The following is a 21,122-nucleotide window of genomic DNA, read 5'->3' as shown; positions in this document are numbered from 1 at the left end:
ACTCCTCGCCGTTTCGTTGCGGAACTGCTGGTACGAGACTCCGTCTGACTCGGTCATCTGGCCAGGACGATTGCGAGCCGACGAACCGACAACTTCATCGGGAAGATACGGTTGTATTGGCCCCAGAGAGGCCCCATATATTCTCTCGGCGTCCGACGGGTCGACCGTAGCGGCGTCGAAGTCGAACGTCGAGAGATCTTCGAGATTCGACCGGTCTGCTCCAACAGGTCGACTGGGTGAACGACGGTTGTTCGGTGGTTTGCTCGCGCTCGGGCGGGCCTCCTGCCTCTATGGCATCACCGAACGACATCAGGGTCTCTTGCTTGCCTCGATTCCAACTTCAGCCAGGTGAGCGCTCGCTCGAGGAACTCCTCGGGGCTCTCGTAGTTACCCTTTGGACCGCCGAACGGATGTCATCGACGGTTTCTGGCGGGATATCGACGACGACGCGCATCCTACGAACACTCCCTGTAGATCTCTTCGACGATCTCTTTCAACTGAGGGTCCGAGAGGTGTTCTTCGCTCGTCACCGACCACTGGTGGCTCACCGACTTGGCGGTGTCCTCGACGATGTCGGCGTCCGGCTCGGCACTAGCGATACTGCACAAGACGCGCCCAGTACGGGGTCGTCGAAGGTCCATGCGGTCGAAAATCCGGTTCGACTTGTACGCTTCCTTGAGGATCTCCTCTGTCACCGAGTAGTCGTCACCGTCCCGACTGAACTCCGCCATGAACCACAACCGCGAGAACGCGTTCGTGTACAGGTCCTGTGTGGAGCCCAAGAACTTCTCGGTCATCGACCTGTGCGTACGGTTAGCCCCATCACGCGGCCACCGGTATCGCACGAAGTCCGGCCGCCATCCGATCGCGAGATAGTGCCAGATCCGTGGATCACCCGCCTCCCGGAGCGGGATATCGATGAACTCTCGAACGGCCGGGGCCACGGCGGCATCGATTGGTTCGTCACCGCGGTCGAAGTCACTCTCTGGCCCGATGACGTAGTCGATTACCTGTCCGAGTGCGCTGAGGTTCGCGGTCAGATCAGTGTCGGTTCGATACTCGGACAGCTTCTCGTCCGAGAATTCGAAGTCGTCATCTCTCATCAGCTCCTCGGTGACGAGGAGCGAGGCGTCGTCGCTGAGTCGGTAAAGTGTGTCTTGGCTCATAGGCTGAGTTCTAGTACGCGTTCGAGGTCTTCGTGTGGTGTTCGACGTCGCTGTACCGTAGTGGCGATCTGGTTGACGGTCTCCGACAGTGTGCCGGTTTCTAACATCTCCTCGACCTCGTCTGGCGACTTCTCTTCGAACAACTCGTCGCACACTTCGGTCAACATCCGTCTCTGCCAGGGGTACTTCATCTCACTGTGGACGACGTAGAGTTCTGCAGCTTCGAGGACGAACTGCGTCATGATCTGCGTACCCAGTAGATCGACCACCAACTGGCGGACCCTCCCACGTGCGTGTTGGCCCTTGTCCTCGAAGAGTGGAGGAACGAAGCCGTGATCCGAGTTGATGTACAGTTTCGGCTTGGCTTCGTCGCTCAGATCCAGGTACCACATATTCCCGTCGTTGGCTGGGAAGGGTGCATCCGTGAACGACGTTGGAATCGTCGGCAGTTCGTTCGATCGACCGCTGGTCGGCGGGTCTACGTCTACTGTGCCAATCGGGCCGTGAGCGAGTTTTCGGCCAGCTCGTTCGGCGAACGGTGGACCGCTGTGACCTGTGGGCTGACTTCTGAGCGGTTTCGTCCGTACCAGCAGGGGAGTCAGTTCGAGACGGCCCCGGAGATCGTCGTACTTCAGTTCAACCGAGTCTGTGTACTCCCCCGGCGAGAGGGGTGCGTTCTCGATCACGCTCTCGAACCGGTGGTGGTTCGTCGGGCAGTATCCCACGACGACCAGTGCACCGTTGTGAGGGGGAGATGCGGGGAAGACTCTCTCGAGGGTACTCTTCGAGACGGATATGCTCACAGTGAGTTCACTCGTCTCCCACTCTTCGTCCTCGTCCGTGAGGTCCAATTCTATCGTATCACCGAGTGACAGTGTTGTCCCGCTGCCGAGTGTACACTCAACGTAGTCGAACTCGAGGCTCTCTCCGGCGTATCTGTAGGGACGGGTATCGACTCGTTTGCTCCCACGGTCGCTGCTCATGCCGAACCACCACCCGTCAGGTCGTACTGGAAGTCCAACCGTGTTCGCCCGGCCAGGATTTCGTCACCGACAGAGTCCGAAGACAGTTCGAACCTCGCACTCGTCGTATCCTGGTCGAACTCGAACGTGATCTCACCGTCGTCCACACTCCTCCCCTCCTGTTGCGGTGAGCTACCGTCCGCGACGTCGATCTGGTCTATCGTCTTGTTCGATCCGTCGACTTCGTCGATCGAGACCGTCACGCTCCACGGGCCAGACGGGGCAGTGTCGAGTTCCAGCTCACCCTCGTACTGGTGGGCCCCATCGAACCAGCTGTCGACCCACACGACGTCGAACGGTAACGAGCCACCACCACCACCACCGCCTCCGCCTCCTTCTCTAGTAGAGCCGTGTTCGTCTTCGAAGAACGGGAACTCCGACCCTAAGGTGCCGACGCGTTCGTCGTCGTCTGTCTTCGCTGCGCCCAGAATTTGCTGGAGTGTCCGTTTGACGTCGGTCTTCAGGAACGAGACGATCCGCTGTGACGGATTGTCGTCCTCGTATGCGTTCGCCAACTTCTGCGTGGGTTTCTCCCACGTGTCGTGTGCCTCCGGTTCGGCATCGCGGAAGAAGGACTCGATGGCTCGGTCTGCAGCGTCGGGCAGGTCGTCCGCTTCCAGACCTACCTCGTGTTTGGCCCCTCCTGCGAGTAGAAGAGCGTGGAAGTCCTTTCCGGTCGTCCGGGAGACGGAGCCGTAGTTCCGATACTTCACTACGTGTCGTGCCCCGCGGAACATCGCGACTTTGTTTCGGTGCTTGCTGAGGTCGGTGTCGTCGTCGGCCAGCCTGACGACTAGCACGCTCTCCCGTTGTGCCAGGCTCAGATTCCGTCGGTGGCACCTCGAACTCCACCGTCTCTACGGCAACGGTCCCCGGTTCCCCGAAATCGGGGTCCGGGTTCTCCCGGGACTCGTACCCTTTCACGTACGGGGCAGCCCTGTCGACACCCTCGGGTTCGACAGTGCGGGGAGACGTGTCGCTCGGACCTTGCACGGTGACGTCGATTCCGTCGTCGACGATGAGCGGCCAGTAGTACCTCGCCGCGGCCTCGTAGAGCCCGTCGACGATCTCTTCCGGGTCTCTCGTCGCTCGCGTCGGCTCTCTGAACCCGACGATGAGGGCCGTTGTTCCGCGTTCGTCGGGACGGTCGACACGAAGCGTCTCGGCCAGGCCATCGGGAATCTTATTCATCGCGACCGGTCGGTCGTGACCACTGTCGTGGATACCGATCCACCCACCACCCTTGTACTCCTGGCCGCCCAGTTCGTGATCGGGGAGATCCAGCCGTCCGACGAGTTTCGGGTCGTCGCCTTCTGGTTGGCTGTGGAACAGGACCAATTTGAACCCGGAGAAGGCCCACAGTACCGAGGCGCCTACTCCGTGGACGCCACCGCCCTGTTTCTTGGTCGAGTCCCCGAAGTCCTTGACTAGTGATGCGTAGTTCGTCCCACGACTATCCTCGTTCCCTTCGAGCCCGACGGCGTTCACGTCTTCTACGCCGAGGATCCACAGTTTACCCCCGTCAATTTGGTCGATCATCTTCTGGACGCCCAGTTTCTCGTCGTCATCTGCTACTGCCTCGAGGTGGGGTTTGAGAGTGGGCCAGTCGATCGCGTCTTTGAAGTCGTCCAGCTCCCCTCCCTCCTCCAGTATCTCGAGGAAGAAGTTGATCCCTGGCTTCTCTCCGTCTTGTCGTGCGTCGTAGACGTTTTGGATTAATTCGCGGGGGAGTGTCTCGAGCACCGAATCCAACGCGAAGTCGGTCTGAGGCAACCCGACGAACGAGTCCTCGGACTTCAGCTCTTTGAACGCCGCGTGTAGTTGTCCTGTTCCCATGTGTATGTGCGTGTTCTATGTGTATGGGGGGCGAATATATAAGGTTTTCTTCAGTGGCGCACGCTAACCGATTCGGCCATCAGGTCGGACAACGTTGGGATAAACGCCACCTAATCTACTAGCTTCCGGCGCTCATCACCCAACTCGTGCGAAGATGGTATTTACTTCTCGCACGCTCGTTCCTGTGTGTGATGTGTGTATGGATACGACCGCGTGTGCATAGGGTTACAGAACATCGAGGAGAAAGCCAACGACTGAAGTCGTGTGGAGGATGTCAAGGTGTAACCGTCGTACGATCCACGTGGTTCCCTCCTGGTCGACGTACCGTCGTCAGTCGTCAACGATGAGCTCTCCGTCACCCACGTTCTCGTCACGGTTCCGCCCTCGCCCCGGTGTCGAAGAGCGAGTTTTTTGGACGAATTCCCGTACCCTGTTCGAGGGCGCCCTAATCTCCTATGCAGGACCGACGATCGAAGTTCGAGGCGTTTCGACGCCCACCTTCTCGCAGATACTCCTTCCGGCTAACTCGGCGAGTCGAGGTGGGACTGCGTTCCCGATCAGCCGACCGAGATTATTGATCCCCACGTCGTCCCACTCGTCGTAAAAGTCGTAGTCCTGAGGGAACGTCTGTAGGAGGGCACCCTCGAGGATGGAGAGCGCGCGATCCTGATCGGTGTCGTAGTGGCCGAAGCGGCCGCTCCCGTAGTTGTAGAACTGCGTGGTGATCGTCGGAGCTGGTTCGTCTGGTCGCAGTCGACTGTAAGGTGTCTTGTACGACCGACCGCTATCTCGTTTGTGGCAGTCCGCGAGTAGGTGATCGAGACCGTTCTCTTCCCAAACACTCCAGTCTTGGCCGGGTTCTATGTTTCGTATTCGCTCGAGGTTCGTGTCTGATAGATCTCGAGCCCTGTGTAGCTCTAACTCAGGATGAGCCTCGCCTGCATCGATCGGAGGGAGGTGACCGATCGTTTCACGTACCGTTGGATATTCATCCTCGTCTTCGTATATCGGACTCGGTAGTTCGATCGCCCCCTCTTTCGACGCAATGAGTACCCACCGCTTCCGTTTCTGTGGGATCCCGTACTCTGGACAGTAGACGTTCTTGTTCTGATCGGAGTTCAGTGCGTACCCCAATTCCTCGAGACGTTCTTCGAATTCTTCGTAGATCCCGTCGTTGCGTACCTGCAGCACGTTCTCGGTGACGAGGACGTCCGGTTCGACGTACTCCACGATCTTCTGTACCGAGTTGAGAAGGCCCCACTTGTCGTGGTCCTCTCGGCCACCGGCTCTCGAGTGTCCCATCGTAGAGTACGGCTGGCACGGGGCACAAGCAGCCAGTACGGTCAAGTCGGACTGGAAAGGGTACATTCTCGCGACTCGCTCGGGATTGTGTGCAAGTGCCTCGACGTCTGCATCTACGAACTCTGCGTTAGTATTCTCCGTATAAGGATAGCGACCCGCTCGCGCGTTATCGATGCCTGTCGTTACGTCGATTCCGGCGCGTTCGAGACCATGTGTCATACCACCAGCACCACAGAAGAGATCGACTGCGGATATATTCATAGCAGCCACTTTCGCCAGGAGCTACATTAAGGTAGTGACAACGGAGACGAGTGGACGATAGTGGGAAGTATCATATGGCTCGAGGCTACAACTCACGAGATAGATTCAGACGGCTACTTCGAATACACATATATGACAACAGTGAAAAATGTTCCTGACACCGTTTCTGAGTGGTTCTTCTTCAGTGGTGGACCAGGTGCGCCGCGGTACGGTGACGACCCGACGAAACACGCTGTGGACCACGACACGGAGAGTTTCGTCAGGGAAGTGATCCAGAACGCCAACGACCAGCGACTCGACAACGACGAGCCTGTCGAGATCCGATTTCGCTTTCTCACTCTCACCGGAGATGAACGCGAAGGTTTTCTGAAAAGGATCGGTTGGGAGACGGGTCTGCGTGACCGTCTCCAGACCGTCTCGGATAGAGATACAGGGAGAGGTTACGATCGATTTCTGGAACGACTCGCCGATTCCGACGCCGAACTCCGTTTACTGGTGATCGAAGACCGAAATACGACTGGCCTCACGGGACGATGGTCCGAGGACTCGAATTACGCCGCGCTCGTGCGTGACGAGCTCTACAGTAGCAAGCAGGGAGATACTGCTGGTGGGTCGTACGGACTCGGTAAATCTGTCTTGTGGACGTTCTCCGGTGCTTCGACAGTACTGTTCAACTCGTCACCAGTCACCACTCCCGACGAAGTGGTCCCGCCCCGATTCGTAGGCCGAACGAAACTCCCGACCCACGAACTCGGAGACGTGACCTACCAGGGCGCGGGATGGTTCTGCAATCCACTGGAAACTGACGAGGGGATCCGTCCTGCGTCGATCTGGGGAGCGGACGCAGTGAATCTGGCTAATCGACTCTACCTGGAGCGGCCAGAGGGGAGCGGCACCAGTATCATGGTCGTCGGGTACCGGGATCCGACCCGGGACACCAGACCGGAGATCGAAGATCTGGCAGACGAGTTCGTAGAGGCCGCAGTCAAGTACTTCTGGCCGGCAATGCAGAGAGGAGATCTGCGTGTCACGATCGAGACGCCGGAAGACGAGTTCGAGGCGAGTGTCGAGAACGTACCCGCTATCCAACCCTTCGTGGAGTGCTTCGAGCAGAGGAACGAGGGCCAGGGTACCTTGGACCAACCCGGAGACGTCGCCGGTGTAGACGTCCCGATGAACCTTCCAGCTCGAGCAGACGAGACCGAGACTCCGGACGGGAGTGTCAGACTCGCAGCCCGTCTCGCCTCACCTGCCGACGACGGCACCTATCTCAACAAAGTCGCTCTCTTTCGGGGAGCGGGAATGGTCGTCAAATATCACGACCAAAGCCGTGTTGCATTCGGAGATCGAGACTTCCACGCCGTACTCGCGTGTGGTGAGGCACGACACGACGGTTTATCGACGAGAGCAGACCAGGAGATCGACCGTTTCCTCCGCTACGCAGAACCACCCGAACACGACGAGTGGATCTCCACCGAAAACCTACGCGAAAAGTACAGGCGAGGGTTCCGAACAGCACTGGACGACATGTTCGGTACGCTCCGTGATGGGCTTCGACACCTGATCGCTCGGAGCGACGGTAGTGGGGAGTCACTCTCTCGACGAGTGCGCAAACGATTTCCTATCCACGACGTCAGGAACCACCGCCGATCCGTCAGCGAGCCCACTACAGTCTTCGACATCGACAGCACCTCGTCGTTCGAGGACGGCCGGTGGACCTTCGAGGGCCGAATCGAGGTCACCGAAGACGAGTTCGAAGGGTGGAGTGTCGACATCTCGATGAAAGGGGTCGGTGAAGACGGCGGGACCTACGGGCAGGTGCCGATCGAATCGGTCTGGACGTCCGACGACGCCGTCACGAAAGAGTACGAAGATGGAATTGCCAGACTCGTAGCAGAGAACGGGGCTGCAGAGATCGACTTCGAGGGCGAATCTTACCCGGTCGGGGACGGAGACTCTTCGACAGTTACGGTGGGAGAAACGCGGTTAGACATTCGAGCCGAACTAAGAACTCGGAGAGGTGAGTGACCGTGGAGCGATTGTCACAACGTTACCGTACGACTTCACTCCCCCACGCCTATCTCGGCAACGGGTTGAGTTTCGAACTCGACGAATACTCGATTGACGGGAGTGAAAAACGGTCCTTGGCTCAAGGCAGGTCAGACGACGATCCCGATTCCACCGGACGAAGACCGAGACGAGTGGGAGACGGTAGAACTGTTCGGTTCAGTGGAGCTGACGGAGTCTACCGTCGAGAGCCTCTTTCCACCGGATGAGAGATCTGCGCCGCCTGCGAGGCTGTTCGTGGTGATCCAGTGCCACGAGACGATTTACCGCGACAAAGTAGTGGTACGAGAACCACCAGTAGAGCCACAGAGCTACGGTTTCGGGATCGAACTCGACCGTGACGAATTCCGGGACAAGGTGGAACTCCGGCCACATCTCGTACGGACAGAGTCGACGGATCACGACGGGAAGTACGCGACAGAAGAGCATCTACGCGTGGCGAGTGGAAAGACGTTCACTGCGTTGGTGGACCCCATTGAAGACGAGGGAGAAGCGTGGATCGACGGTGAAGAGGTCAGTTTCTCTCAGACACCTCACCTCCCCGATGGTGAGAAAATCTACTACCTCGACTTCCGAAACGAAGCACGGCCGAAACTGTGGCTCAACACGGACTACCCTCGTATCACGGACATCCTCCAATCGGAGGGGTCCGTCGGCGCAGAACCTCGTATGCGAGACGTGCTTCTGGACCAGATCGCTAACCCCGTGTGGACCCAACTCATATTACGCGCAGGGTGTGCAGTCGACGACAGCGGAGAGGTAGAACATCAGTGGCAACAGACCGTCCTCGAGTCGTTCGCCCGTGATATTTACGAGACCGACGATACCACGGAAGCAGCACTCGCGCTCCGCCGGGACGTTCGTGATCCGGACTCGCTCCCAGAAGTGATGTCACGTATCGACCGTGAACTGCAAGATTACCTCGAACCAAGGACTCAACTGATCAATCTCATGGAAGAGGGCCTCAAGATCTAAAATGACCGATCGTATACTCCACCGGTTGACCGAGGACGGACGGCGCCAGTAGGCGAGCCGTTCTTGAGAGGCGAAGAAGAGATCGACGAGGAAGAGCTCTCGGGGTACGTCGAGCCGATGCCGGGAGAACCGACCGCCGACTTAGATACTCTCGACGAGAAGGTCGAGACTGTCGTCGACGAACACTCCCGGTTCGACACTTCGATGGACAAAGCACTCGCAGAGGACATTCACCGGTGTCAGATTTGAGCTATCGAACCGCGGGTGATCCGGGTCTCTGGCACTGGCTGGCAATCTGCCAGCACCCCGAGTTCGTTTGGCAGCGGTGGGAGTACCGTTCGGAGAAGGCGATGCGGGAGAAGTTCCTAGGCGCGGGGTCGGACCTATATTCGAACGCGTTGCATCGACTGTGGTGGATCGCCGAACTCACCTACGACGAGGAGACAGACGATTACTCGCTGACGGAGAGCGTCTTCTCCAACCAGACGATCGTCAACAAGGTGTTCGACAGGTGGTTCGCTCGGTACGACCCCGCAGTTGTAGCAGTCTGTGAGGTGCTCAAGGACGAGCCATCTTCAGTAATCGACGAGGCGACCAATCAGTTCAATCACTCGCTGACGAGTGTGCAACTCGAGGGACTGACTCAGGCCGACGTCGAGCAGATGATGCGTGAGATCGTCTGGGACGTGCGGTAGGGTTCGAGATAGGCAACCCGATTGGCGCCGCTCGAGGTGGCTACTCGCCCTCGGTGCTCGAACGGTAGTACGAACAGTACTCGTTCGCGAAACAACTTGCACAACGTGGTGAACGCTTCGTACAGACGAGAGCTCCGAAGTCGAGCAGTGCGAGGTTGTAGGTGCGAGCGACACTCCCGTCTTCGGGCAGCATCTCGGTAGCGAATTCCCGTCGCTCGCTCTCTTTCTCCGGGAACTCTTCTCTGAAGACTCTATCGTAGACCCTCACTACGTTCCGGTCCGCGATCACACGTGGTTGATCCAGAGCGAAACAGAGCGTCGCATTCGCGACGTAGGGGCCAACTCGAGGGAGCTCCAGTAACTCGTCTTCGTCTGCCGGGAGTGTGTCTACTCGATCGGCTATCCTTGTGAGTGCCTCGGCGCGCATCCGCTGAAATCCCAAAGGTTCAATTACCTCCTCTATCTCGTCTTGAGGGGCTTCTTCCAGTCTCTCGATAGTAGGGTACTTCGAGAGAAAATCGGGATAGACACTCCTTACGTTCTCGGCTGGTGTCTGCGTGAGAAAGAACTCGGCAACGAACACCTCGTACAGAGTCCTATCTGGTTCCCGCCACGGAAAATCACGGAGGTTGTCCTCGGCCCACTGTAGGATCCCCTGCCGAAAGCGTTCACGAGTCGGATCAGCCACAACTCAAATTCAGATTGGAACCCTATTGAATTTGTCTCTGCATTGTAGGCTACCGCAATTATCGAGAATCAGCCCTACGCTACGTACAACAACCGCTTGTGTTAGAAGCCACACTATGCACGATATCGAGAGTGCTGGACGCCCGCCGTGTACACAGGACGGATATCAGCGAGGATGATTTCGAGAAACGTGTTGTTGGCGGCGGTAGCATTAACTCCTGACCGGCAGATTCGTAAGAACGATGAGTGGGAGCGACATTGAAAATCACATGTCTGTTGAGGATCCCGACGTATTTGCTGTCGATCTCTTCTGCGGTGCTGGGGGATTCACCGAGGGTCTCGAACGAGCCGGCATCGACGTTGTCGCAGGTGTCGACGTTGATCCAGACTGTGAGGCCCCGTACGAAGCTAACCACGACGCAGAATTCTATCACAAGGACCTGAAGCAGGTCGCACGCGACGAACCTGGGTGGGTCGGTGAGTTGTTCGACGAGTCTGCGGACGTTCACGTCATCGCCGGTGGACCACCGTGTCAACCCTACTCGACTCTCGTCGATTCGGAGGTTCCCCACGAGAAGGCGGGTCTCGTCACCGCATTCGCCGAAATCGTGAACGAGGTGCAACCGGACATCGTCGCCATGGAGAACGTTTATGGCGTTCGAGACGACGGCGAGTACCACGACCTCGTCGATACGCTCGAGAACGCTGGCTACTACTTCAACGAGATCGACGAACGAGGTGTCTATTGTCCGGAATATGGAATCCCACAACAACGAAAACGGTGGATAACGCTCGCATCGAGAGCGGGCCCTATCGAACTCAATCCGCCAAAGAGAGCTAACGTCGATCCGGAGTCTGACCTTACGGTAGCAGATCGTATAGACCATCTCCCGCCGATCGAAGCCGGTGAACAGCACGAAGACGATCCGTTACACAGAGCTCGCAATTTGGAGGAGAAGAACATCGAACGAATCGAGATCTCGAAGCCCGGTGGCGATTGGACGGACTGGGAGGCCCAGGGACGGGGAGACCTAGTAGCCGATTGCCACCAAAAGGACAGTGGGATCACGTACAAGGCACCGTACAGTCGCATGGAAGGTGACGAGCCAGCACCGACGATCACCACGCAGTTCTACAACTACGGGAGCGGCCGCTTCGGCCACTACGACACCGATCAAGATCGTGCCCTAAGTATTCGTGAGGGCGCGATTCTACAGACGTTCCCAGACGATTACCAGTTCTTGAACGGGAAAGATGCTGACGAGATTGGTCTCAACAAACTCGGTCAGTGGATCGGGAACGCCGTACCGCCGAAACTTGCGGAGGTTGTGGGTGGGAGTATCCTCCGACACGCGAAAGGCGAACGACAGATGACAGTATCGGAATACGTGGATTGATCGTCTCCTGACCGTTTTATCGGAGACGGTGGAGTCGAGAAACTGCTGGATTTGCTAGACCGAAAACACGGGTTGCTCCTCCTCGAGCATCACCTCGCGGACGTCATCGCCCGGGTTGAGATCGGGCGACCAGATCCTTGTATGCGCTCGTAGCTACAGCCAGCTTAGTCAGTGACGCCTTGGATGCCGGCCATGCCCCATCGTTGCGGTCGTCGACGGAACCACTTCCACTGGGTTCGTCTATAACCAGCGGCCAGGCTTACGTCACGACCATCCACGCCAGCCTTCAACCCCACCAAGGGTACATCTGAAACTACAGTCGGTACATGAGCACGAACGCCGCGATAGGGCTTCAACCTCACGTGGGGTTCGTCTGGAACACGAGCATGTGTGAGTTGCGCCGAGTAGAGGTAACCTAGGAAATGTCGCTAGGCGAGAAATCTTCTTCGAACAGCTCTTCAATAGGCGTTTTCCCCTCCATCTTCTCAGCATCGTAGTACTCGATTCGCTCGCGCTCGTGGCGGGGTATGGGCTCGCCGTCGTCATCGAGGAAGTGGAGACTCTGTTTCGAAGAGATCACTGCAAACGGATCGATAGACTTGTCCTCCTCGTAGGGGACAAGATCGGTGAACGTTTTCTCCAGGAACGTCTCGTCAAGTGGTGCGTCGACTTCACGCGTGATCAGTCCACCGAATGCGACGATACTCCGGTGACTCTCGAACTCCTCGTGGTAGCTCGCAACAGTTGCTGCGATTGCCAGCGACATCGCGATCTCTGTCAACTCACCCACAGTGAAGCGCATCGTGTGCGCTGGATTGCTGTCCAGGTGCCTGCGCTCAATCTCAAGTCGCGCAGCGGAATCGTATTCCTCGATCTCGTGAAGAAGCGGGATGATCTCTGCGAACTCGTCGGCACCGAATAACACATCCTCTGGGTCGATGTGTGGAGGGAGGTCGCTTGGATCGGCATTGAACGCAGTGATCTCGACGATGACGTAACTAGAGTCCGTCTCGGTTCCAAAATCCGTTACTGTGAGTTGGGGGCGCGACATAGTATACCGCACGGATATACTGTTCAAAAACTTACTGGAAGTGACCACAAACTGAGGGCGGGCCCAGCCGCTCTTCTGGCCGTACATCACCTTAAGCACCCTTCTCGGTGTGCTGGATACGAGCCCAACGCTCGTCATCGTTGTTGCGGGTGCCACTTCAACCTCACGAGAGTTCGTCTGGAACCAAGAGCTCGGAGACCGTGTCGAGATCCATCACGTGGCTTCAACCCCACGAGGGTGCATCTGGAACGAATCTACCTCCGCCGAACTCGGGCTGGCCCAGGCTTCAACTCCCCGAGGGTGCATCTGGAACTTACTTCAACGCCAAGTGACTCAACGGCTCGACGATTGGTTTGTGGAGACCCGATATTTTGTGCCAGCAATCGAGTAACGTACTTTGAAGTACGATACTTTAGAGTATGATTATGAGAAGTACTATATTCGAGGATACGGTATTGGAGACTATGCCTGGGTTCGTGAACCGAACGGAGGAACTCTCGCGCCTTCACAACCTCTACGAGTCGGATGAGGCGGAGTTGGCAGTGATTTTCGGGCGACGACGACTCGGGAAAACCGAACTCGTCAAGCAGTCTCTCAAAGGATGCGACGAGGCCATCGTCTATCAGGCGAAGCAAAAAACGAGTGCGTTACAGCTCCAGCAGTTCGTTGAGGTCGCTTCGGACGTGGACCCAGGGATTACGCGGATCCGCGAAGAGTGGGAGTCTATCCTCGGGTATCTCGCAGATCAGGACGCGATCGTCGTCCTCGACGAGTTTCCGTATTTGGTTGAACAAGACGAAAGCCTCCCCTCCGTTCTGCAAGCGATGTTCGATCACGAACTCGACGACTCCAGTGCGACGTTCGTCATCGTCGGTTCGTCGATCAGTATGATGGAGGAAGCCGCGCTGCTGGGAAACAGTCCACTTTACGGTCGTTCGTCACTAAAACTAGATGTTAGACAGCTTCCGTTCGATGCGGCGATGGAGTTCTTCTCGGGGAGCTACACCGCTAACGAGCAGGTGTTCACCTGGGGCGTCTTCGGTGGCGTTCCGTACTATCTCGAAGAAGTGGATCCGACGGGGAGCCTCGGAGAGAACATTCAACGGACGATCCTCTCCCGGCACGGGACGCTGCACGACGAACCGGACTACGTTCTCCGAATGGAACTCACGGAGCCGACACGATACTTTTCAATTCTGGAAGCGATCGCAGGCGGAAGTACGAGTCGAAACGAGATCTCTGGAGCGACGGGTATCGATTACAATCAACTATCAAAATATTTGAATCGACTTTCTCGGTTGCGACTGGTCGAGCAACACGTTCCGATTACCGAACGAAAGGAGCGGACCAAGCGAAGCCGCTATCGCATCCGTGACCAGTTCTTCCGATTCTGGTTCCACTTCGTCTACGGGAGCGGTGACAGGTACGAGGATTTCGGAGACGACGCGTACGAGATGCTCATCGAACCGGAACTGGCGAATTTCGTAAGCGACTCGTTCGAAGATCTCTGCGGTTCCGCTCTTCGAACGCTGTATCAAGAGTATACGATCACGGACGTCGGTCAGTGGTGGTATCAGGAGCACGAGGTCGACGTCGTGGGTCTGACGAACGAGGACGCGTTGATCGCTGGAGAGTGCAAATTCCAGCGGTCACCGTTGGATTACGACGCGTTCTCGAAGCTTCGAACTCACGTGGATGAACTTCGATGGGCGCCATCCGGTGGTGGAGAACGGAAGCACGAATACGCGTTGTTCTCTCGAAGCGGCTTTACCCAGACCGTAGAGGACGCTGCCGAGGAACGAGACGATCTGCGGTTGTTCACCGTGGACGAAGTCGTAACAGCGCTGAAATCATAGCTGCATGCCGCTGCATTCGTGCCTCTACGAGGCAATAATCTCTAAATACCTTCGTCGTGATTCCGTTTTCGTGTTTTTGCTCTACTGGCGCAGTGAATTTCGAGGACTCGGGTACTGAGTGCGTGGTTGAGTCACACCATCTTCCGGAGACGGCTGACTTTCTAAGTATGATGGAGGGACCAGGGACTCGTATGTGCGATGGTGGCGGCAACGAAATTGTCGATATCCTACTGGAGTGGTACGCTGACAATGGACGCCACGATCTCCCGTGGCGTGATCCGAATACATGCTCCAACAGACGACCGTGGAACAAGTTCTCGGCGTTTATCCCGCCCGACTAACCAGCTGGGCTCCCCGAGTCAGCTGCTCGGGAGTGGCAACACTGTTTAACAGCGCAAGAACCTGTGCAATTCCTCACGTCTATTCGATAGCTACGCCCATGAAGGTTCGATATCGACCCTTTTCAGGTGAGAAGAACTACGAGCCGACGGAGATGTGACCCAAAACTAGCCCATCCTCCGAAACTCTGTGAATTCGATCGGGATGGAAAGCATATCGCGTCATAGAGTTTATTACCCGAACACACTATCTCCGCCGTTTTGGCGTGGGTTTAGCAGACTCTGCCAGTCAGCCGAACCCACAAATTAATAAGAGATTCAACTAATACGCTAAGCAAGCTGAAAATGTCACTCTTAGAATCGCACTACCGGACCGCGAGAAGGCTTCTGCCAATTTCTTCTTCAGTACGGTCACGAGCAGTCGACACTCACAGAGAACGCTCCAATGAGCCAATTAGATGCCGATCAGGAGAGGGAGACCGATGTGGTTCGGGCACCTTCATTCGACGACATTCGATGGACGTCGTGTTCGCTCAAGGACTTCACAGACCTGTACTGGGAGGAGATCGCCCCATGCCTCGAGGCAGAGGGGATCGATCCGACGTGCGAGAAGCCGGCCCATAAGTGGTTTCGGGATCACGACGCACGGGCGTTCCTCGCAGCTCTCCGACGCCATCACGACCGTTCCTTCGGGGAGTTCTGGAAAGAGGATCTCGGGCTTGGTAATGATGACGAGGGCTACTCGTGGGCAACCGCAGACGAAGCAACAATCGACGCTCTCGAAGAGTTCCTCGACCGCCGAAAATCCCGATACAGTCTGGCGGAGTCATCCGTCGACGCGCTCCGAACGCGGCTGAACCTCTACGTCCGTGCCTACAGGAAAGCGAACGACACAGACGACCTACTCACACCGATTCAACGGGATCGAGAGACACCAGCCTACGAAGCCGTTGACGCGTGTTATGCAGCGTTCGACTGGTTGAACGAGGGAGCAGAACACGAATACAGCGGCCAGACCCTGCAGCGTGTGCGACGGGTCGTCGACGCCTGGTACCAGCATCTTGTGGGACGTCGGATTGCCTCGATAAATCCGGCGAGCGGTCTCTACGACGAATTCAAATGGGAAGCCGAAGAGTCCTCGACCCCAGCTCTTTCAGCAGACCATATTCGGAAACTGATGCAGGAGGCAACGTCGACGCGAGAGCAGCTGTTACTAGTGGCATTAGCGGGCTGGGGACTTCGAGCAAGCGAGGTCGCCGCACTCCATATCTCGCAGTTCCATCGTAACGTCCCTGCAGACGACGTCCCCTTCATCGCGTTCGAGAACCGCAAGAACGGACCTGGTGAAGTGTCTCTACTCTTCGGGTTAGACCTGCTCGACTCCCGAATCGATGAGCTAGCGGACGATGAGACGTGGACAGGGTACCTGTTTCCATCTTCACAGGGGAAAACACCACACGTAACGCGGGATACGATCCGGAACTGGTTCCAGACTCTTGCATCGAAGGCGGGTCTCCCTGACCGAATCGAAGAAGAACGGCCGAGTCCGCAGCTCTGTCGTCGTTTTTGGTACGATACCTATACAACGGTCCTCAAGGGCGTTCTCGAGGGTGTCGACGAAATCGCTTCAGAGCAAGGTAGTAGCGATCCTCGGGTGGTTATGCAAAATTATCTTTCCGATTCGCGGTCTCGTCAAGTGCGCAGAGAGTTCATGCAGGAACAGTTGAAGGCAGCCTTCAGAGGGAGATAATCGCTTCTGATACTCTCGACCAATAAGTCTCTGCTGGGATATTGAATTAGTGAGCTCGTGAATTGATGAATCAGTGATTCAGTGATTCAGTGATTCCTCGAACCCACGAATAGTGGAAGGTGAGTGAATGGATCGAGGACCCTCGGGAGGAGTAAATGCTATAGCAAACCCCTACTGGCCATTAGTCCATGAAGTTGTGACTCAGGGAATCAATGATTCTATGATATCTTGAATAACAGAATCATAGACTATTTGATTCCAGGATAGCTGCAGCACTATAGCAGTATCACTGAATCAATGATTCAATGAACCGATGAAGCAGTGATTAAGGGACTACATGATATCTTGAACAGCTGAATCACAGAATCACTGATTCCAAGAATCGAATAACCATTCACTGGATTCACCGAGTCCATGAATCACTGAATCAGTGACTCAACAATTCCCAGAGATCGTGAATAACTGATTCACAGAGCATCTGACTTTGAAAATCCAATAGCTTACGCCAAACTTATTGATTCCATGAATCAGTGAGATTGTGGATCGAGAAAGGCGTGGAGCCATAGATCGAGAGCTCAGCAATCTCCAGGGATACAGATCGGGGAGTAAATGAGTACGTGATGTAATGAGTTCAGGAAGCCATGGATCACTGAATCAATGAATCAGTGAGGTACGTCCAGTTCCCGAATTTACGGCATACAGCACCTGTATCCACGACATACAACAGAAGAGGCAGAGCTGAAACGTAGCGAAATGTCTGACGTGGATTTATGAGTCATTGATTCAATGATCCAATCATGTCCGAATTACCTCGCGGATGGGGTGTTACGCCATCGACTGGCATCCCGACGATTGCCTTCGGGAATCAGAAAGGTGGAACCGGAAAAACAACGGCGACGATTAACAGCGCAGCGGCGCTGGGCACTCGTGGCCACGATGTCCTTGCAATCGATATGGACCCACAGGCCGACATGACGAAGGGACTTGGGTTGGGGCCGGGCGACGAGAACGACCCCTCGAGTCCGAAGAATGACCTTCCAAACACGCTTGTTACCGATGATTCGAACCTCCTGGACGTTCTCGTCGACAATCCGCGTACGCACGATACGAGCCTTTCAGAGATCGTGATTGAAGCCGACGAGTACGACCACCTGAACTTCGACCTCGTTCCGAGCCACAAGGACATGGGTCTTGCTCGAGATTGGATGGACGATGCGAACGCCCGTCTCTCATTGAAACTCGCCCTCGAGGGACTGGTTGAGGACGGATTCGATTACGATTACATCCTCATCGACTGTCCGCCTGACCTCTCGGTCTTGACGGACGCAGCGTTCATCGCAGCGCAAAACGTCTTCCTGGCTGCACAGACCCAGGCTACGTCACGTGATGCCCTAGACGACCTGTGGGATCAACTGGAATCGATAGAGGACAACCAGCAAATAGAGATCGCAATCGTCGGACTTCTGGCGAATATGTACCGGGACGACGGTCAGTCACAGAAATTCCTGGATGAATTCGACGAGTCCTTCGCATCGATGGCCCCGGTTTTCAAACTCCCGATGCGAGTGGCAATCCAGCGCGCCTGGGACAATGGGCAAGATATTTTCGAATGGGAGGACGCGAACGACCAACAGGTAGAGCGCGACCTCTTCGTAGAGGTTGCAGAGACCATGGAACGGGCATTTGACAAACCGCAGGTGGAGGTGTAAATATGCCTCGAGGAATGGATGAGCGATTCGAGGATCCATCAGATGAAGAAGATGATGGTGTTACTGAGGAAGAGACCACGAGGACGTCGGAATCAGAAGGACAAGAGCGCGAAGTAATTGCGGCATCCGAACAAGAATCGAAGCAGGAGGAGACCGCTTCCACGGCAAAGACAGACTCCTCAGCAAGTGAGATAGAAGAAACAGACGACGAACCGCTGAACATCCGCAAGGATTGGGATTCAGCCACGATCTATGTTGAACCTGAGCAAAGCGAGGACATCGAGATCACGTTCACCCGCCTGAAAAAGCAGCTCAAGCGAGAGGACATCACTCTGGAGAAGAACAAACACTTCTACCGCGGCGTCTTCGAAGTGGCATTCGGCGAGCATCGAGACGAAACGAAGGAAAAAATACGCGAACTCGCGAAGCAAGACGTCGATCAGTGAATCAATGATTCGTTGAATTTTGAGTGCCATATTGATGCAGCGTCGGCTAAAAATCCCCAACATACCCTTTCCTATCCCTTTGGAGGAGATAAACCGTAATTCACTATACTATCGAGCCGTTCGCTGAACGAAACCGACTTCTGAGATGATACGGCTTAAAGAGAACTCGAAGAAAGTCTGTGTAGCCGTAGGCTGCAATTGATTATAAGTCCACTGCCAAAACTGAGGAAGCCAAGTCGAAGATGTTCATCGCGGCTACTTGGCGTTGACAATCTCAATGCGGCCAGGTTCACGGTGTCCTTGACCTTTCGCCCCGCTGGAGCACGTGGCCGACTCGTCCATCCTGACGAGGATGTCACTGATGAACTCATCTCTTTGAACGAACTGATGAAGTCACTAACACGAAAATAACCCACTGGTATCGAACATTACTGGAATTGCTCGATCAGTGCGGGGACCACGTCGAAGAGGTCGTCGTGAATCGCGTAATCGGCGATGTCCATGATCGGCGCGTTCGGGTCCGTGTTGATCGCCACGATGGTATCGGAGCCCTTCATCCCGGCGACGTGCTGCACCGCCCCGGAGATGCCGATGGCGATGTAGACGTCGGGCGTGACGACCTTCCCGGACTGGCCGACCTGGCGGTTGGCGGGCAGCCAGCCCGCGTCGACGATCGGTCGCGACGACGAGAGCGTCGCGTCGAGCGCCTCCACCAGCTCGCGGATCAGGTCCAGGTTCTCCTCCTCCTCGATCCCGCGGCCGATCGAGACCAGCAGGTCTGCCTCGCTGATGTCGACGTCGCCGCCGGCGACCTCCTCGAATCCCGTCACCGTCGAGCCGATGGCGTCCTCGTCGATGTCGGCGTCGAAGGCCTCGACGGTGGCGTCACCCGCCGCCTCGGTGGGTTCCCACTCGGCGCCGCGGATGGTGACCGCGACCTGGTCTGCGTCGACCTCGGTGGTCGTCTCGACCTTCCCGCCGTACATCTCGCGCGTGCCGACGAGCGTGTCGCCCTCGGTCGCGAGACCGACGGCGTCGGTGACGAGCGGAACGTCGAGTCGCGTGGCGACCGCGGGCGCGTAGTCCAGCCCGTTGACGCTGTTGGGCATCACCAGGTAGCCGGACTCGAGTTCGCCCGCCAGCTGGGTGACCGCCTGGGTGTAGACGTCGTGGTTGAACTCCTCGCCGTAGGCGACAGTGTGGACGGTGTCGACGCCCTCGAGGTTCAGCGCGTCGGCGAAGGTCTCGACGTCGCCGCCGACGACGGCCACGTGGAGGTCGCCGCCGGTTTCGCCGGCGAGTTCGGTGCCCGCGGTGACGACCTCGCGACTGACGTCGCGGAGGTCGCCCTGGCGGTGCTCGGCGACGGCCAGAATATCGCTCATTGGGCCACCCCCTTCTCCCGCAGGAGATCAGCGAGTTGCGCGGCCGTCTCGTCGGCGCCGCCCTCGAAGACGGTGGTGTCGCTCTCGCTCTCGGGTTCGTACATCGCGGTCAGTCGGAGGTCGCCCGCGACGGCGTCGGCCTCGACGCCCAGGTCGGCGAGCGTCTGGTGGTCGAGTTCCTTGCGCTGGGCCATCCGGATGCCCCGGAGACTGGCGTAGCGGGGCTCGTTGATCCCCGTCTGGATCGTCAGCACCGCGGGGACGTCGATCTCGGTCAGCCCTCGATGCCGCCCTCGGCTCGCGGTGGACCGACGCGGTCTCGTCTCCGGCCTCCAGATCGAGCTGGTTGACGACGGCGCCCCACTGGTAACCGACGGCTTCGGCGAGGGCGACGCCCGTCGCACCGAAGCTGTCGTCGCCCGACTGGACGCCCGTCAGGACGAGGTCGGGGTCCTCGGCTTCGACGACCGCCTCGAGGATGGCGATCTTCGCGCCGACGTCGAGGAGGTCGACGTCCTCGAGGGCGTCGTCCCAGACGCGGATGGCGCGGTCGGCACCCTTCGCGAGCGCCTGGCGGATGGTCTGTTCGGTCTCCTCGTCGCCGATGGTGACGGTGACGACCTCGTCGACGACGCCGTCTTCCTCGAGCTGGACGGCCTCCTCGATGGCGTAGTCGTCCCACTCGTTGAGATCGGCGCCGAGATACCGCTCGTCGATGGTCGTCCCGTCGATTTCGAACTCGTCTTCGACGGTGGCAACCTCCTTGACCGGTACGAGTACCTTCATCATCGTTGGTTGTGCTCCCCCGGGCGTAAGTGTTTGCGAAACCGGGAGTATTCACCAGGCGCTACAACGTTTTGATAACTTCTGCTGTTTCGTCAGCCATAGAGGCTGTTTTTCTTGTGTCAAATTTTCTATTTGGTTAATATTCACCGGTATAAACGTCTCCATCAGATTCTAATCTTCTATTTCGTATTATTTCATATCAAATATGACTTCGACTCGAAAACTGCAATTTCTACGTACTGTTATTATATCAGTTAAATTGGGCCTCTTTCCTGTCGCGAGCGACGGCTGCAGAGCGGTATGAGAGACGACCGAGCGATCAGGATCTGGTCGTGACGCTACCACCGCCCTCGGGTAACGGGATCGATGGACCGAGGCGGACCGCCATCAGTA

The 21,122-nt window shown here is 56.8% G+C and carries 17 protein-coding genes and 1 pseudogene; 10 read left to right on the top strand and 8 right to left on the bottom strand.

All coding sequences use genetic code 11. The annotated features are described in order from the left end of the window. Positions 1–455: 455 nt before the first annotated feature. From ACFQS4_RS02150 to ACFQS4_RS02140, 3 genes are read right to left on the bottom strand one after another with little or no spacing between them, the layout of a single operon-like run. Positions 456–1,166, bottom strand: coding sequence for a DUF6339 family protein (locus ACFQS4_RS02150; RefSeq protein ID WP_497903288.1), 711 nt, complete (start codon positions 1,164–1,166; stop codon positions 456–458). Beyond that, the gene (locus ACFQS4_RS02145; RefSeq protein ID WP_497903287.1) at positions 1,163–2,149 is read right to left on the bottom strand and encodes a hypothetical protein; all 987 of its coding nucleotides are present in this window, start codon (positions 2,147–2,149) and stop codon (positions 1,163–1,165) included. The genes ACFQS4_RS02150 and ACFQS4_RS02145 overlap by 4 nt, the downstream gene beginning before the upstream one ends. Further along, positions 2,146–2,901 carry a hypothetical protein gene (locus tag ACFQS4_RS02140; RefSeq protein ID WP_500191992.1) on the bottom strand — a complete coding sequence of 252 codons (756 nt, stop codon included), beginning with the start codon at positions 2,899–2,901 and terminating at the stop codon, positions 2,146–2,148. The genes ACFQS4_RS02145 and ACFQS4_RS02140 overlap by 4 nt, the downstream gene beginning before the upstream one ends. A 274-nt stretch (positions 2,902–3,175) precedes the next feature. Here ACFQS4_RS02140 and ACFQS4_RS02135 point away from each other — a divergent pair, with 274 nt between their 5' ends. Then, on the top strand, positions 3,176–3,619 hold the full coding sequence (locus tag ACFQS4_RS02135; RefSeq protein WP_497903285.1) for a hypothetical protein: 444 nt from the start codon (positions 3,176–3,178) through the stop codon (positions 3,617–3,619). 858 nt (positions 3,620–4,477) lie between these two features. On the opposite strand, the gene ACFQS4_RS02130 is transcribed toward ACFQS4_RS02135, so the two are convergent. Further along, on the bottom strand, positions 4,478–5,587 hold the full coding sequence (locus tag ACFQS4_RS02130) for a DNA cytosine methyltransferase (RefSeq protein WP_500191895.1): 1,110 nt from the start codon (positions 5,585–5,587) through the stop codon (positions 4,478–4,480). Between the two features lie 132 nt (positions 5,588–5,719). On the opposite strand from ACFQS4_RS02130, the gene ACFQS4_RS02125 reads away from it, so the two are divergent. The 4 genes from ACFQS4_RS02125 (at position 5,720) to ACFQS4_RS02110 (ending at position 9,324) form a co-directional block, all read left to right on the top strand. Further along, positions 5,720–7,615, top strand: a complete 1,896-nt coding sequence (locus ACFQS4_RS02125; protein ID WP_497903283.1) for a hypothetical protein — start codon at positions 5,720–5,722, stop codon at positions 7,613–7,615. Between the two features lie 201 nt (positions 7,616–7,816). Beyond that, complete coding sequence (locus ACFQS4_RS02120) at positions 7,817–8,629, top strand: hypothetical protein (RefSeq protein ID WP_500191988.1); 813 nt, start codon at positions 7,817–7,819, stop codon at positions 8,627–8,629. Positions 8,630–8,692: 63 nt separating this feature from the next. Continuing rightward, the gene (locus ACFQS4_RS02115; RefSeq protein ID WP_497903281.1) at positions 8,693–8,878 is read left to right on the top strand and encodes a hypothetical protein; all 186 of its coding nucleotides are present in this window, start codon (positions 8,693–8,695) and stop codon (positions 8,876–8,878) included. After that, on the top strand, positions 8,866–9,324 hold the full coding sequence (locus ACFQS4_RS02110; protein ID WP_497903280.1) for a DUF6339 family protein: 459 nt from the start codon (positions 8,866–8,868) through the stop codon (positions 9,322–9,324). The genes ACFQS4_RS02115 and ACFQS4_RS02110 overlap by 13 nt, the downstream gene beginning before the upstream one ends. A gap of 40 nt (positions 9,325–9,364) precedes the next feature. Here the strand turns inward: ACFQS4_RS02110 and ACFQS4_RS02105 are convergent, their stop codons facing one another. Next, positions 9,365–10,012 (bottom strand): HhH-GPD family protein, encoded by a 648-nt coding sequence (locus ACFQS4_RS02105; RefSeq protein WP_497903279.1) that lies wholly within the window; start codon positions 10,010–10,012, stop codon positions 9,365–9,367. A 268-nt stretch (positions 10,013–10,280) separates the two neighbouring features. On the opposite strand from ACFQS4_RS02105, the gene ACFQS4_RS02100 reads away from it, so the two are divergent. After that, positions 10,281–11,408 (top strand): DNA cytosine methyltransferase, encoded by a 1,128-nt coding sequence (locus ACFQS4_RS02100; RefSeq protein WP_497903278.1) that lies wholly within the window; start codon positions 10,281–10,283, stop codon positions 11,406–11,408. A gap of 415 nt (positions 11,409–11,823) precedes the next feature. On the opposite strand, the gene ACFQS4_RS02095 is transcribed toward ACFQS4_RS02100, so the two are convergent. After that, positions 11,824–12,615, bottom strand: a complete 792-nt coding sequence (locus tag ACFQS4_RS02095) for a hypothetical protein (protein ID WP_500191982.1) — start codon at positions 12,613–12,615, stop codon at positions 11,824–11,826. A gap of 308 nt (positions 12,616–12,923) precedes the next feature. On the opposite strand from ACFQS4_RS02095, the gene ACFQS4_RS02090 reads away from it, so the two are divergent. From ACFQS4_RS02090 to ACFQS4_RS02075, 4 genes are all read left to right on the top strand, one after another. Further along, a complete protein-coding gene (locus ACFQS4_RS02090; RefSeq protein WP_497903276.1) occupies positions 12,924–14,315 on the top strand; it encodes an ATP-binding protein in 1,392 nt (463 codons plus the stop codon). A gap of 783 nt (positions 14,316–15,098) precedes the next feature. Next, positions 15,099–16,403 carry a tyrosine-type recombinase/integrase gene (locus ACFQS4_RS02085; protein ID WP_497903275.1) on the top strand — a complete coding sequence of 435 codons (1,305 nt, stop codon included), beginning with the start codon at positions 15,099–15,101 and terminating at the stop codon, positions 16,401–16,403. A 797-nt stretch (positions 16,404–17,200) separates the two neighbouring features. Continuing rightward, positions 17,201–18,112: a ParA family protein gene (locus tag ACFQS4_RS02080; protein ID WP_497903274.1), complete on the top strand. Its 912-nt coding sequence runs from the start codon at positions 17,201–17,203 to the stop codon at positions 18,110–18,112. 14 nt (positions 18,113–18,126) lie between these two features. After that, complete coding sequence (locus ACFQS4_RS02075; RefSeq protein WP_497903352.1) at positions 18,127–18,558, top strand: DUF8160 family protein; 432 nt, start codon at positions 18,127–18,129, stop codon at positions 18,556–18,558. A gap of 428 nt (positions 18,559–18,986) precedes the next feature. Here ACFQS4_RS02075 and ACFQS4_RS02070 read toward each other — a convergent pair whose 3' ends face one another. Continuing rightward, positions 18,987–19,943 carry an electron transfer flavoprotein subunit alpha/FixB family protein gene (locus tag ACFQS4_RS02070; RefSeq protein WP_497903273.1) on the bottom strand — a complete coding sequence of 319 codons (957 nt, stop codon included), beginning with the start codon at positions 19,941–19,943 and terminating at the stop codon, positions 18,987–18,989. Continuing rightward, positions 19,940–20,729 (bottom strand): annotated as a pseudogene (locus ACFQS4_RS02065) (electron transfer flavoprotein subunit beta/FixA family protein). The gene ACFQS4_RS02070 and the pseudogene ACFQS4_RS02065 overlap by 4 nt, the downstream one beginning before the upstream one ends. Between the last annotated feature and the right edge of the window lie 393 nt (positions 20,730–21,122).

Source organism: Saliphagus sp. GCM10025317, assembly GCF_042663665.1.
In the GTDB taxonomy this organism is placed as follows: domain Archaea; phylum Halobacteriota; class Halobacteria; order Halobacteriales; family Natrialbaceae; genus Natronosalvus.
Note: the sequence above shows the minus strand (reverse complement) of the source record. Positions and strands in the feature narration are given on the sequence as shown.

Bases quoted from the DNA above. Each gene is read 5' to 3' on its own strand.
- ACFQS4_RS02150 (WP_497903288.1), bottom strand. From the start codon at position 1,166: ATGAGCCAAGACACACTTTACCGACTCAGCGACGACGCCTCGCTCCTC.
- ACFQS4_RS02145 (WP_497903287.1), bottom strand. From the start codon at position 2,149: ATGAGCAGCGACCGTGGGAGCAAACGAGTCGATACCCGTCCCTACAGA.
- ACFQS4_RS02130 (WP_500191895.1), bottom strand. From the start codon at position 5,587: ATGAATATATCCGCAGTCGATCTCTTCTGTGGTGCTGGTGGTATGACA.
- ACFQS4_RS02125 (WP_497903283.1), top strand. From the start codon at position 5,720: ATGACAACAGTGAAAAATGTTCCTGACACCGTTTCTGAGTGGTTCTTC.
- ACFQS4_RS02100 (WP_497903278.1), top strand. From the start codon at position 10,281: ATGTCTGTTGAGGATCCCGACGTATTTGCTGTCGATCTCTTCTGCGGT.
- ACFQS4_RS02090 (WP_497903276.1), top strand. From the start codon at position 12,924: ATGCCTGGGTTCGTGAACCGAACGGAGGAACTCTCGCGCCTTCACAAC.
- ACFQS4_RS02085 (WP_497903275.1), top strand. From the start codon at position 15,099: ATGAGCCAATTAGATGCCGATCAGGAGAGGGAGACCGATGTGGTTCGG.
- ACFQS4_RS02080 (WP_497903274.1), top strand. From the start codon at position 17,201: ATGTCCGAATTACCTCGCGGATGGGGTGTTACGCCATCGACTGGCATC.
- ACFQS4_RS02075 (WP_497903352.1), top strand. From the start codon at position 18,127: ATGGATGAGCGATTCGAGGATCCATCAGATGAAGAAGATGATGGTGTT.
- ACFQS4_RS02070 (WP_497903273.1), bottom strand. From the start codon at position 19,943: ATGAGCGATATTCTGGCCGTCGCCGAGCACCGCCAGGGCGACCTCCGC.